General features: G+C 66.3%; 9 protein-coding genes and 1 pseudogene. 8 read left to right on the plus strand and 2 right to left on the minus strand.

Annotation, left to right across the window (positions count from 1 at the left end; genetic code table 11):
• Positions 1-36: 36 nt before the first annotated feature.
• From GCU53_RS18360 to GCU53_RS18375, 3 genes and pseudogenes are all read left to right on the plus strand, one after another.
• Positions 37-294: a hypothetical protein gene (locus tag GCU53_RS18360; RefSeq protein ID WP_152388876.1), complete on the plus strand. Its 258-nt coding sequence runs from the start codon at positions 37-39 to the stop codon at positions 292-294.
• A gap of 173 nt (positions 295-467) precedes the next feature.
• A pseudogene (locus GCU53_RS26800) lies at positions 468-1,783 on the plus strand (ferredoxin reductase family protein).
• A gap of 597 nt (positions 1,784-2,380) precedes the next feature.
• Positions 2,381-3,739, plus strand: a complete 1,359-nt coding sequence (locus tag GCU53_RS18375; RefSeq protein ID WP_152388878.1) for an OprD family porin — start codon at positions 2,381-2,383, stop codon at positions 3,737-3,739.
• Between the two features lie 86 nt (positions 3,740-3,825).
• On the opposite strand, the gene GCU53_RS18380 is transcribed toward GCU53_RS18375, so the two are convergent.
• Positions 3,826-4,965 (minus strand): glycerol dehydrogenase, encoded by a 1,140-nt coding sequence (locus GCU53_RS18380; protein ID WP_244306839.1) that lies wholly within the window; start codon positions 4,963-4,965, stop codon positions 3,826-3,828.
• A 264-nt stretch (positions 4,966-5,229) separates the two neighbouring features.
• On the opposite strand from GCU53_RS18380, the gene GCU53_RS18385 reads away from it, so the two are divergent.
• A complete protein-coding gene (locus GCU53_RS18385; RefSeq protein ID WP_152388880.1) occupies positions 5,230-7,932 on the plus strand; it encodes a winged helix-turn-helix domain-containing protein in 2,703 nt (900 codons plus the stop codon).
• Between the two features lie 516 nt (positions 7,933-8,448).
• On the plus strand, positions 8,449-9,426 hold the full coding sequence (locus tag GCU53_RS18390) for a calcium-binding protein (protein ID WP_152388881.1): 978 nt from the start codon (positions 8,449-8,451) through the stop codon (positions 9,424-9,426).
• A 20-nt stretch (positions 9,427-9,446) separates the two neighbouring features.
• On the opposite strand, the gene GCU53_RS18395 is transcribed toward GCU53_RS18390, so the two are convergent.
• Positions 9,447-10,172, minus strand: a complete 726-nt coding sequence (locus GCU53_RS18395; protein ID WP_152388882.1) for a class I SAM-dependent methyltransferase — start codon at positions 10,170-10,172, stop codon at positions 9,447-9,449.
• 134 nt (positions 10,173-10,306) lie between these two features.
• On the opposite strand from GCU53_RS18395, the gene GCU53_RS18400 reads away from it, so the two are divergent.
• The 3 genes from GCU53_RS18400 to GCU53_RS26595 all read left to right on the plus strand — a co-directional run bounded on the left by GCU53_RS18400 (position 10,307) and on the right by GCU53_RS26595 (position 12,329).
• Positions 10,307-11,404, plus strand: coding sequence for an IS630 family transposase (locus GCU53_RS18400; protein WP_152388883.1), 1,098 nt, complete (start codon positions 10,307-10,309; stop codon positions 11,402-11,404).
• A gap of 71 nt (positions 11,405-11,475) precedes the next feature.
• Entirely contained in the window at positions 11,476-11,877 is a 402-nt protein-coding gene (locus GCU53_RS26590; protein WP_152388120.1) for an IS5 family transposase, read from the plus strand.
• Positions 11,829-12,329 (plus strand): IS5 family transposase, encoded by a 501-nt coding sequence (locus tag GCU53_RS26595; RefSeq protein WP_244307155.1) that lies wholly within the window; start codon positions 11,829-11,831, stop codon positions 12,327-12,329. The genes GCU53_RS26590 and GCU53_RS26595 overlap by 49 nt, the downstream gene beginning before the upstream one ends.
• Positions 12,330-12,503: the final 174 nt, after the last annotated feature.

Raw genomic sequence — 12,503 nt, forward strand, 5'->3', positions numbered from 1 at the left:
CGCTGCATTTCTGGCGGACTGAGAGGGAGAGAGGCAATGACGCTTAAAGACCTGGCCGCTCGTTCTGCGAGCTTCGACATGCGCCTCCGCAGCCTGCAGGGCTCCTGGGAACCGGACTGGGACAGACTGAGGATCGGCGAGGAGGACCGCCCCGGGCTGCTCAGGCAAACGCGCCGGGACTCCGTGCTGTGGCTGTACGGCTACATCGTCGCCCTGGCCGACAAGAAGCTGATCGACATGGGCGACGCCGAGCGGATGCAGTGCGAGATCCTGGACATGCGGGACGCGCTGTAGGCCGTTCCGGGGCCTGGCCTGCCCGCCGGCCCTGATGGCGCATCCGGGGCGGACAGTGCCCCGGCGCCCGGCCGGATGGCCGCGCTTGAGTCAATCGGCCGCACGGCCCGGCGCCAGCCCGCTCGCCGTATCATGAAGCCTCGAATGTGCAGTCCGCGCCGAGGTCCGTCGCCATGAAGAACATCCGCATCACCTACCTGGTCCTGTTCGCCGGGCTCGGCCTGCTCTGGCTGCTGGCCGACGAGCGGCTGGGCGGGCCCTAAGAATTCTTCGCCCTGCGCCATTCGCTGGTGAACCTCACCGGCATCCTGGCCGTGGGCGCGATGAGCCTCGGCCTCTTCCTGGCGATCCGCCCGGCCTTCCTGGAGTCCTTCGTCGGCGGGCTGGACAAGGGCTACCGCCTGCACAAGTGGCTGGGCATCTCGGCGCTGGTGCTGTCCGTCGTCCACTGGCTGTGGGTCAAGGTGCCGAAATGGATGGTCGGCTGGGGCTGGCTGGAGCGGCCGGCGGCGAGGAGGCGGGAGCGCTGCTGGGCTTTCTGCGCAGCCAGCGCGATCTGGCCGAGCAACTCGGCGAGTGGGCCTTCTACGCCGCCGTCGCGCTGATCCTGCTGGCGCTGCTCAAGCGCTTTCCGTACCGCTACTTCTTCAAGACCCACCGCCTGCTGGCGGTCGTCTACCTGGCGCTGGCGTTCCACTCGGTGGTCCTGATGGACACCGCCTACTGGGTCTCGCCGCTCGGGGCCGTCATGGCCGGGCTGCTGCTCGCCGGCAGCCTGGCCGCCGGCGTCTCGCTGCTGCGCCGGATCGGCGGCCGCCGTCGTGCGCTCGGCCACATCGAGGCGCTGGAGCTGCACAAGGACAACCGGGTGCTCGGCATCGACATCCGCCTGCAGGACCGCTGGCCCGGCCACCAGGCCGGACAGTTCGCCTTCGTCACCTTCGACCCGGCCGAGGGGCCGCATCCCTTCACCATCTCCTCGGCCTGGCACGGCGACGGCCGCCTGCGCTTCCACGTCAAGGGCATCGGCGACTACACCGCGATCCTTCCGCAGACCCTTAAAGCCGGCGATCCGGTCACCGTGGAAGGTCCCTACGGGCGCTTCGACTTCGCCGGCGGCAAGACGCGGCAGATCTGGGTCGCCGGCGGCATCGGCATCACCCCCTTCATCGCCCGCCTGCAGGCCCTGGCGCGCCGGCCGGACAGCCGCGCCGTCGACCTGTTCTACTGCACCGCGGCGCCGGATCAGGCCTTCATCGAACGCCTGCAGATGCTCGCCGGGCAGGCCGGGGTACGCCTGCAGGTGCTGGTCAGCGGCCACGACGAACGCCTGACCGGCGAGCGTTTGCGCGAGCGGGTGCCAGACTGGCGCGAGGCCGATGTCTGGTTCTGCGGCCCGGCGGGCTTCGGCCGCGCGCTGCGCGAGAGCCTGACCGGCAGCGGCCTACCGGCGGCGAGCTTCCATCAGGAACTGTTCGAGATGCGCTGACGCCACGTGACGCGCCCTGGCGTATGAAAACCGGCCTTCCGCCTCGCACTGGCGTATGAAAGCGAGCCGGCAGGGCGGCCGTCGGTAGCCGTCGCGGCCCGGCGCGTTGCGGGGCAGATGGCGGGACGCGGGAAACGGCCTTGAGACTGTGTGTCTCAGGGCCGTCCCGGCCTGTCCGTCCGGGCGAGACGCTGCGTCTCGCCAGCATCTTCTCGACGTTCGCCATGCCGTCCCGAAGTCCCCTCTGCCATGGGCCTTTGCGCTCGCTCTCGGGACTCTGGCACCGACCTTGCTCTGGCTCAGTGGCATGCGCAGCAGGCCTCACCAGCCGCATCCAATAACAACAAGCAGAGGTGCGAAATGTCCGAGCCATTCCTTTCCGAATCTTTCCTGTCCGCAAGCGCCGCCCGTGACGTCGGCAGGCGTCCTGCGCCAGTCGTGGACGACTGACCACGCCACCGGCGCTGCGCCGGTCTGCCCAGGATCCCCGATCAACACCTGCCGTGCAGCCATTGCGGGAGGCGGCAGCGCTCTGCCCGTGAACCGCCCGGCCGACGCCAGGGAAGGTCGTCATGCTCAAGCAACAGGAATGAACCCATGCGTCCCGACAACAACAAGAATCCAGCCCGTATCGCCTCCCTGGCCGCCGTTCTGGCCCTGCCGGCCGTTGCCCTCGGCGAAGAGGGGTTTTTCGAGGGCTCCCGCTTCGAGCTGCTCAACCGCAACTTCTATTTCAGCCAGGATTTTCAGAACGGCGACCGCGCCACCAACCCGCAGACCGGCGAGCGGAAGAGCCGTCGCACCGAGTGGGCGCACGGGCTGATCGCCACTTTCGAGTCCGGCTTCACCCCGGGCACGGTCGGCTTCGGCCTCGACGTGCGCGGTCTGTACGGCATCAAGCTGGACGGCGGCGACGGCCTGGTTGGCGACGGTAACGGCGGTCCCGGCCTGATCCCGCGGCGCGGCTACAACTTCGACGGCAAGCCCAAGGACGAATTCGGCAAGGTCGACGTCGAGCTGAAGCTGCGCCTGTTCGAGGACACCGAGCTGCGCTACGGCGACGTCCGGCCCCAGAGCCCGGTGCTCAACACCAGCGACATCCGCCTGCTGCCGCAGAGCTTTCGCGGCACCACGCTCAAGAACACCTCGATCAAGGGCCTGACCCTGCAGGGCGGCAAGCTGGAGTCCGGCAGCGACCGCACCGCCACCGCCCACAACGGCGATCTGGGCACCGCCTACGGCGGACGCTTCAAGGAGGCCGACGACTTCGTCTACGGCGGCATCGACTACAACCTCGCCGACCGCCTGCTCTTCCGTCTGCACCATGGCCGGCTCGACGACGTCTGGAACCAGTCGGCCTTCTATGCCGACTGGCGGCAGCCGCTGGGGGAGGGCGTGAGCTTCAACGCCGGCTTCCGCTACTACCGCACCCGCGACACCGGCAAGTCGCTGCTCGGCGATCTCGACAACGACTCCTGGAGCCTGCAGGCCGGCATCAGCGTCGGCGCTCACGCCTTCAGCGTCGCCCACACGCGGATCGACGACGACTCGCCCTTCGACTACGTCTGGCACACCTGGGACTTCTTCCTGAACACCAACTCCCAGGTCTCCGACTTCAACAACCCCAACGAGCGCGTCTGGCTCTTTCGCTACGACTACGACTTCGCCGCCGTCGGCATACCCGGCCTGGCGCTGATCGCCCGCTACGTGCGCGGCACCGACATCGACGGGCGCGACGTCGGCCCGGCCTACGCCGCCTACCAGAAGGTGCGCGACGGCCGCCACTGGGAGCGCAATTTCTGGCTCAGCTACGTGGTGCAGAGCGGACCGGCCAAGGACCTGAGTTTCCGGCTCTTCCAGGCCACTCACCGGGTGAACGGCGACCACACCGCCGAGGCCGACATCGACGAGTTGCGGCTGATTCTCGAGTTTCCTCTCGACCTGCGCATGTTCTGAGCAGGCGTTGTCCCTGCAGTGTCGACCGTCTGCTGCAGGGACTTTTTTATTCCGGCGCGGCTGCCCGAGGCAGCCGCGCCCCGGCTTCAGCCGGAAGCTGCCGTCAGGGGCGCGCGGCCGGCCGTTGCCCGGCGATGGGCCACGGCCAGGGCATCGGCCTCGCGGATGGCCCGGTAGACGTCGTCCGGCGCCACGGCGAAGGGCATGTTGCCCATGCTCTCGTGCTTCTCGCAGGCCCGCTCCGCCACCCGCCGCCACTGCGCTTCGGCGAAGACCTTGACGCCGAGATCCTGCAGGGTCGACGGCAGGTCGACCGCCTGGATGAAGTCGAGCACCGTGGCGATCTCTTCCTCCGGCGCCCGCTCCAGCACCAGCTGGGCGAGCAGGGCGAAGGCCATTTTCTCGCCGTGGCGGGCGTGCTGCAGGGCGGGCACGGCGAGCATGCCGTTGTGGATCGCATGGGCCGCGGCGCGGCCGCCGCCGTCGGCGCTCACCCCGCTGAGGTAGACGGTCGCCTCCAGCACCGCCTCCACCGCCCGGCTCGAGCGCTGGTGCTCCACATCGAGGCGCGCCTGGGCGGCGTTCTCCAGCAGACTGTCCAGACACAGACGGGCGGTGGCCAGGGCGGTGCGCGCGGCGCGGGTCGGCGCCGTGCGTCCGGCCCTGGCCCGGTAGCAGGCACGCACCTCGAAGTAGGTCGCCAGGGCCTTGCCGATGCCGGCGACGAACAGCCGCGCCGGCGCCGCGGCGAGGATCGCGGTGTCGGCGATGACCACGTCCGGGCCGCCCGGCAGCAGCATGCAGCGGTCGAACTCGCTGTTCAGGGTATAGATGAGCGCGCGGGCGGTGCAGGCCGCATCGCTGGAGGCGGTGGTCGGCACGGTCAGCACCGGCAGCCGCTCGTGGCAGGCCACCGCCTTGGCGGTGTCCAGGGTCTTGCCGCCGCCGATGCCGACGATCAGCTCGGCCTTGATGCTGCGCGCCAGCTCGCGGTTGCGGTTGATCTCGATGCGCGTGCATTCGTGCTGGAACTTGCCGAACACCGCCGAGCCGCGCGCCTCGAACGAGGGGCCGGCCTCGGCGATCGCCCGCTCGAGGATGAACTTGTCGCAGAGGACGTAGGCACGGCTGCCGAAGGCCTGCGCATAGCTGCCCAGCTCGGCCAGCAGGCCCTTGCCCATGAAGAACTTGCCCGGAGGGCGGATGGAGATTGCGCCGTTCGGCATGATGGATGGCCCTGTTGTCGGATCTTGTAGGCGGGATGCGCACGTCGGGTCGCGGGCCGGGGGCGTTGCCCCGGGTCGGCGGGTGGCGGGGGCTACGGTAGGAAAAGGCCGGGAGTCGGAATAACTACCCGGATGGGGGGCGCGGACGGGTGGGATAGGGCATTATCCTTGCGGGCGACGCGCCGCACGGCCCCGGCTGCCGCGCAGGCCGCGTCGGAGACAACAAGAACAGGTCGGAACAGACCGGCTTTCGAGGTATGAAAGATGGATCGACGCCATTCCGAGCGCCGCTTCGCTCCCGTCTACAGCCAGGGCACTTGCGGCCTGCCGCTGATCGCCACCAAGTTCGTCCCGCCGCGCTCGCCTGGCGTGCTGCTGGTTCGCCCGCGCCTGCTGGCGCGCTTCGAGCCGCTGGCCGAGCGCAGCCTGGCGCTGGTCTGCGCCGGCGCCGGCTTCGGCAAGACCACGCTGCTCGCCCAGTGCCGCAGCCAGCTGCAGGAGCGCGGCGAAGCCGTCGCCTGGCTGAGCCTGGACGAAGGCGACGACGTGCCCGAGTACTTCTGCCACTACCTGCTCGACGCCCTGCTGCCGCTGCATCCCGGCCTCGGCTGGCGGCTGGGCTTTCTCGCCGCCGGGCTGCCGTCCATCGACCTGGTGTTCGGCCACCTGATCAACGCGGTGCAGGCGGTGGAGGTGCCGCTCTACCTGATCGTTGACGACTACCACACGATCCGCAATCCGGCGATCCACCGTGCCTTCGCCTACCTGCTCGAACACGCGCCGGCCAACTTCCACGTGCTGCTCGGCAGCCGCAGCCTGCCGTCGCTGCCGCTGAGCCGCCTGCGCTCGCGCCACCAGCTGATCGAGGTCGACACCAACGACCTGCGCTTCAACCTCTGCGAGGCGCGCCACTACTTCGCCGACTCCGCCGCCCTGGCCCTGAGCAACGCGCAGACCCAGCGCCTGCTGGAGCTGACCGAGGGCTGGATCACCGGCATGCAGATGGCCACCCTGTCGCCCTCGATCAAGGACAACCCGGCGCAGGTCATCGACAGCCTGAGCCATGGCGGCCGGCTGGTCGGCCGATATCTGGAGGACGTGGTGTTCGAGCCGCTGCCGGCGGCGGTCGACGACTTCCTGATGCGCACCTCGATCCTCGACCGCTTCTGCGCCGAACTGTGCGACGCGGTCACCGGGCGCCACGATGGTCACGCCATGCTCGACTGGATCGAGCGGCACAATCTGTTCGTCGCTGCGCTGGACGACCACGGCCAGTGGTTCCGCTACCACCACCTGTTCGCCGAGACCCTGCAGACCCGCCTGCGCCGGCGCACCGACCTGGATATCACCGCGCTGCACGAGCGCGCCGGCAACTGGTTCGCCGGGCAGAGCCTGTGGGCCGAGGCGACCCGCCACGCGCTGGCCGCCGGCAAGGTCGAGAGCGCGCCGGGCCGCGCCGGGCTGGGCGCCCAGTCGCTGGCCGAGCGCGGCGACATCGACACCCTGCTGGGCTGGCTGCAGCAACTGCCGATCACCGCCGACGAGCACCGCATCAGCCTGCAGCTCAACCTGGCCTGGGCGCTGGCCCACCGTTTCCGCTTCGATGAGTCGCGGCGCCTGCTCGGCGAGCTGCGCCGCTGGTTCGCCGTGCACCCGGCGCGTCGCGACCTGCGGGTCAAGCTGGACGCGGTGGCGGCCATCTGCGAGGCCTTCGCCGAGAACGTGCAGACCGGCATCGCCCTGGCCGAGCCGCTGCTGGCGCAGATCCCCTGCGGCGACAGCTGGGTCGACGGCCTGGTCTGCAACGTCCTCAGCTACTGCCACCTGGTCCTCGGCCAGCACGATCAGGCCCAGGCCGTGCAGCGCCACACCCTCTATCCGGGGGCGCCCACCGAGAACCTGTTCGTCACCGTCCACCGTGCCTTCATCCTCGGCCAGAGCCACCTGCGCCAGGGCGATCTGCGCACCGCCGAGGCCTGTTTCCTGCAGGCGATGGAGTCCGCCGACCGGCTCACCGGACCGCAGTCCAGCGGCAGCGCCACCCTGGCCGCCTCGCTGGCCGAACTGGCCTACGAGCACGGCGACTGGGAGCGCCTGGATGCGCTGGTGCGCCAGCGCGGCCTGCAGATCGACCGCGTGGCGCCCCTTGACGGCGTGCTGGCGGTCTACCGCGCGCTGTGCCGGCGGGCGCTGGCCGAGGACGACGGGGTGCAGGCGCGCCTGCTGCTCCAGCACGCCCAGGAAATCGCCGCCCAGCGCCGCTGGAACCGCCTGCAGGCGGCGCTGCTCGCCGAACAGGTGCGCCTGCAGCTGCAGCGCGACGACCTGGCCGGCGCCGAGCACATGCTGCGGCGCATCGAGCTGCTGAAGAGCGACGAGGGCGCCATCCCGGGCTGCCGCCACTACGCGCGCATCGCCCGCGCCCGGCTGCTGCTCGCCCAGGGCCTGGGCCTGGCGGCGGCCGACTGCCTGGCCGGGGTGGTGGCCGAGTTCGAGGCGCACGGACAATTGCTCGAAGCCGCGCGCCTGCGCCCGCTCTGGGCCATCGCCCTCTGGCAGGGCGACGAGCGCGAGGCCGCCATCGCGGCCCTGCTGCCGGCGCTGCAACTGGGCCAGCGGGAAAACCTGCTGTGCAGCCTGACCGACGCCGGCCGCGCCCTGTTGCCGCTGCTGAGCCGCTGCGCCGCGCTGGAGGCGGGCGGCAGCGACCTCGCGGGCTACCTCGCCATCCTGCGCGAACGCCTCGGCGGCGAGGACTGCGCCGAGCCGCCGTTCAGCCTCAGCGAACGGGAAAGCCAGACCCTGCGTCTGGTCGCCGCCGGCCAGTCCAACAAGGAAATCGCCCGCACCCTGGATATTTCCGTGGAAACGGTGAAATGGCACCTGAAGAACCTCTACGGGAAGCTCCAGGTCACCAGCCGGACGCGGGCGATGAGCCGGGCGCGGGAGTTGAGTCTGCTGGAGTGAGGCGGCTGGGCTGGCGGGTTGCCGCTCGTCGGCTGCGTCGTATTCCCAAGCGGCATTCCGCAGGCTAGCCGCTTGCCGCGTGTTTCTGCGTGACTATTTTTATTTCCCACCTTAATTGTTTTCCGGCTTTCCCTATTGCCAATCAGCCAGTAACTGTGTGCTTTGGGCGGCTGTCTCCGTTCGCTGGCTGGATAACGGTAGCGTGATCGTTGTTGCCGCTGAAAAGCGTGGGCGGATTTATTGGGTCGAGAGTCCTGGGCTTGGTTACTTGCTGGCTGTGCCCGATTTACTGGCCGAATAAAAACACTCCATTTTAAAGTATTCGGTTTTGGCTGCTCCCATTTCGGGTTGTCTTTGTCTATCGAGGTTGATGAAGCTTCAGAGCGCCCTATCAATGCTTCGGTTGAATAAGCCAGCCCTGTTTGTCACAAAGGCAAATGGCAAGTTTGCTCTTTGGCACATAAACACTTGGATGCAACCGGCAACCAATTCACTTCGAAACAGAGGGTGAACGCCATGGCTCATGATCGAACTTGCGACAGCGATTCCGACAATACTGCCGACCTGACGCTCGAAGGCACCCCCGGTGACGATGTGCTTCAGGGCCAGGCCGGCAATGACACCATTTATGGCCGGGCCGGGAACGATACGCTTCGGGGTGGGCCGGGAAACGACTTCATCATCGGCGAAGCCGGCGATGACTGGATCATGGGCCAGAGCGGCAACGATCTGCTGGATGGCTACGAAGGAGATGATCGCATCGAGGGCGGCGATGGCGACGACAGCCTGGGCGGCGGGCCCGGTTCCGACGTGCTGATCGGCGGCAACGGCAACGATTCCTACGTCTTCTATGAAGGCGACAGGATCATCGAGCGCAAGAACGGTGGCATCGATCATGTGACCGTCTATACGCCGCGCGACTATACGCTCGGCAAAAACCTGGAAAACCTGACCCTGAAGGGGAACGACACGGCCGTCGGGCGCGGAAACGCGCTCGACAACTTGATCATCAACGACAACCCGAACGAGGCGCGGCTCTATGGGCGCGCGGGGAACGATACCCTGATCGGCTACACCGAGGCCGATCGCCTGGATGGCGGTACGGGAGACGATGTTCTCGATGGCAGGGAAGGTCGCGACCGCCTGATCGGCGGGCTAGGCCGCGACACCCTGACGGGAGGGGCCGATGGGGATACCTTCGTGTTCAGGACGGCCAATGAGATCGGCCTGGAGAAGGACGATCGGGATGTCATCACCGATTTCGTGTCGGGCCTCGACCGGCTGGATCTTTCCCGCCTGGACGCCGATCTGTCCTCGAAGAAAAACGATGACTTCGACACTTTGCTCACCAGCGGGGCCGATTTCACCGAAGCCGGGCAGCTGAAGTTCGAAGACAGAGTGTTGTATGGCAACCAGGACGCAGACAGCGAGGCCGAGTTTGCCATCGAGCTTAGTGGCGTCACTGGGTTGGACATGGCCGATATCATTGCCTGAGTCCCCGAGGGCCGCTCGTCCTAGCCCGGACGGCGCAGCAGATCGACACGCATTGGCATGACGAAGCGTGCGCCCTTGGGTCCCATGGAGCCCTCGAATCTTTCGCGCACGGTCCGCCGCAACTCCGGGCTCAGGTGGTGCTGGGTGTGGGTAGCGCCGATGATGCGCCGTTCGAACTCGGCGAAATCTTGGAAATCATTGCGGGTATTGAAGAAATACTGTCCCGCCAGTTCCAGCAGGCCCTGCTCGACCGCTTTTCGCAGTGCGGCGAAGGCTGCCTCCCGAACCGTTTTCTCGTCATGGAACAGGCGCACCACGTCATTGAATTCGCCTGCATAGACCGGCTCCGAAATGTAGGCCAGGCCGCCGGGACGCAGCACCCGGCAGATCTCCCGGATCGCGTCGTCCATGTCGCTCACCGGCACGTGATGGAGCGACTTGAACATCATCACGAGATCGGCGCTGCCGTCCTCCGCCGGGATGGCCTGGGCGCCGGCATGGCGGAAGGTCACCGTGGGCAGGTCGCCGATGGCCAGGTTCTTTTCAAGCTGGAGGGTGTCCACTTCGCAGGCCAGGATGGACGCCGGCTTCCCTCTCTCGGCGATGGTGCGGGTGTGGGCTGCGGCACCGCAGCCGAGTTCGATGATGTGGGCGGAGGCCAGAGGCAGCAGGCCCAGGTAAAGCTCGGCCTCGTCGATCACCTCTGTCACTTCGGGGGCTTGGATTCGCATCTCGGCTGCGCTCATGGGCTGATCCTTTTGCTCGGTATTCGTGGCTCGGTCATTCGTGCAAGGTGGCTACGCTAGTGTGGTGAATCACAACTACTCAGGATAAGTCTTGTCTACCGCGGAGCTGGCAGAGTTTTTTCGGAGGGCATGCGATGAAAACAGGCCGCCCAGCCGTTCGGATCGAACTGACCGAACAAGAGCATGCCGAACTCACCCGCCGCCGAGCCAGGCACAAGGGGCCTGCCGATATGCAGCTGCGCGCCGAGATCATTCTGTCCTGCGCTCGAGGCGAGTCCGGCTCTTCCATTGCTCGACGGCTCGGCATTACGGCGCAAACCGTTTCGAGGTGGCGCCTTCGCTTCGCCCGTTTGGGCCTGCAAGGCCTCAATGACGAGCCGCGCTCAGGCCGCCTACGCAGCATCAGTGATGAAAAGGTCCAGGAAGTGGTCGACCGGGTGCGGCAGACCCGGCCCGACGATGCCAGCCATTGGAGCTCGCGCCGGATGAGCAAGGCCACCCATATTTCACCGGCGAGCGTACAGCGTATCTGGCGAGCCTTCGGGCTCAAGCCTCACCTGGAGCACACCTTCAAGCTGTCCACCGATCCTGCCTTTGTCGACAAGGTGCAGGATATCGTAGGGCTCTACCTGAATCCGCCGGATAAAGCGCTGGTACTGTGCGTCGATGAGAAAAGCCAGATCCAGGCGCTCAATCGAACACAGCCGGGGCTGCCGCTGGAGCCTGGGTATCCGGCGACCCGTACCCATGATTATCAGCGCCATGGCACGACGTCCTTGTTTGCCGCCCTGGATGTGGCCACCGGCGAGGTGATCGGACGTCTCAAGCGCCGTCACCGCAGCGCAGAATTCCTGGAGTTTCTCAGGGCCATCGAGGAAACGGTCGAGAGCGACAAGGCCATACACCTGATCATGGATAACTATGCCGTGCACAAGACCGACAAGGTGCGTGCCTGGCTTGTCGCACACCCGCGTTATCACGTGCATTTCACCCCGACGTCTGCGTCATGGCTGAATCTGGTGGAGCGCTTTTTCTCGATGCTCACCCAGAAGTGGATAAAGCGCCAGGCCCATACCAGCGTGAAGGAACTCGAGCAGTCCATCGAGTATTACCTGGCGACCTACAACCAGAATCCAAGGCCCTTCCGCTGGCGTAAGGGAGCAGGTGAAATCCTGGCCTCTGTCGGCAGGGCTGCTCGAGCCTTGCAAAGAAATAATGAAGCGAACTTGTGATTCACCACACTAGGGTTTGTCTGAAAAGTCGATTTGGCTAAAATGCCGCCTCCGTTGTTCCGAGCGCAGCCATGTCAGGCCGTTACGAGATTTCTGCCCAGCGCTGGGCGATGATCGAAGCCATCGTTTCTCCCCCTCAACGCATGGGCCGCCCCCGGCGAGATGACCGCCAGATGCTCAACGGCATCTTCTGGATTCTGTGCTCAGGGGCCAAGTGGCGCGATCTTCCCGAGCGTTATGGCCCCTGGAAGACGGTATATCAGCGCTTCAGGCTGTGGCGTGACAACGGCACCTTCGAGCAGGTGCTGCGGCATCTGCATCTGCGTCTGCGTGAGGACGGCTTTATCGACCTGGATACCTGGATGGTCGACTCAACGTCGATTCGGGCCACCAGAGCCGCCAGCGGTGCGAGAAAAAAAGGGGCCTGCAAGAGCCGCAGCACCAATGTCTCGGCCGAAGCCGTGGTGGGCTGACCACCAAGCTTCATCTGGCCTGTGACAGCAACGGGTATCCGCTGGCAGTGATGCTTTCACCCGGGCAGGACGCCGACTCGCGCTATTTCATGCCCTTGCTTGAGCAGATCAGCCTGCCTGGCAGCCAGGGTCGTCCGCGCAAGCGCTGCCGGTATGTACTGGCTGACAAAGGCTACGACAGCGAAAGCCTGCGCCAATACTGCGACCGGTATGGCATGAAGCCCATCATTCCCTTACGCAAGATGCACCGTAAGCCTCGACCGGGCTTGCCTCGCCTATTTGACAGACCGCAGTACCAAAAGCGCAACGCCATTGAACGACTGTTCAGTTGGCTCAAGGAAAAGCGCCGTCTTTGCACCCGTTATGACAAGCTGGCCAGCAGTTTCAAGGCCATGGTCACGCTGGCCTGCATCGAAAAATGCTTACGTGCCGACTTTTCAGACAAACCCTAACGCATCGGCTTCCTGTCCGTGATCGGCATGGCGATGCCAGGGAGCAGGGCTTCGTCCGGGAAACGCCGTCCAGTCAGGGCCGATGCATCGGTCCAAGCGGAACGCCTGCAGGCTATATTTATAGGCCCCTCGGCCCTTGGCGGCCGGTTGGCTCCAATACAAGAAGGAGCATCT

The organism is Azotobacter salinestris (genome assembly GCF_009363155.1).
GTDB classification, from domain to species: domain Bacteria; phylum Pseudomonadota; class Gammaproteobacteria; order Pseudomonadales; family Pseudomonadaceae; genus Azotobacter; species Azotobacter salinestris.

Excerpts from the sequence above, each read along its gene's own strand:
- GCU53_RS18360 (WP_152388876.1), top strand. The coding sequence starts at position 37 with ATGACGCTTAAAGACCTGGCCGCTCGTTCTGCGAGCTTCGACATGCGC.
- GCU53_RS18375 (WP_152388878.1), top strand. The coding sequence starts at position 2,381 with ATGCGTCCCGACAACAACAAGAATCCAGCCCGTATCGCCTCCCTGGCC.
- GCU53_RS18380 (WP_244306839.1), bottom strand. The coding sequence starts at position 4,965 with ATGCCGAACGGCGCAATCTCCATCCGCCCTCCGGGCAAGTTCTTCATG.
- GCU53_RS18385 (WP_152388880.1), top strand. The coding sequence starts at position 5,230 with ATGGATCGACGCCATTCCGAGCGCCGCTTCGCTCCCGTCTACAGCCAG.
- GCU53_RS18390 (WP_152388881.1), top strand. The coding sequence starts at position 8,449 with ATGGCTCATGATCGAACTTGCGACAGCGATTCCGACAATACTGCCGAC.
- GCU53_RS18395 (WP_152388882.1), bottom strand. The coding sequence starts at position 10,172 with ATGAGCGCAGCCGAGATGCGAATCCAAGCCCCCGAAGTGACAGAGGTG.
- GCU53_RS18400 (WP_152388883.1), top strand. The coding sequence starts at position 10,307 with ATGAAAACAGGCCGCCCAGCCGTTCGGATCGAACTGACCGAACAAGAG.
- GCU53_RS26590 (WP_152388120.1), top strand. The coding sequence starts at position 11,476 with ATGTCAGGCCGTTACGAGATTTCTGCCCAGCGCTGGGCGATGATCGAA.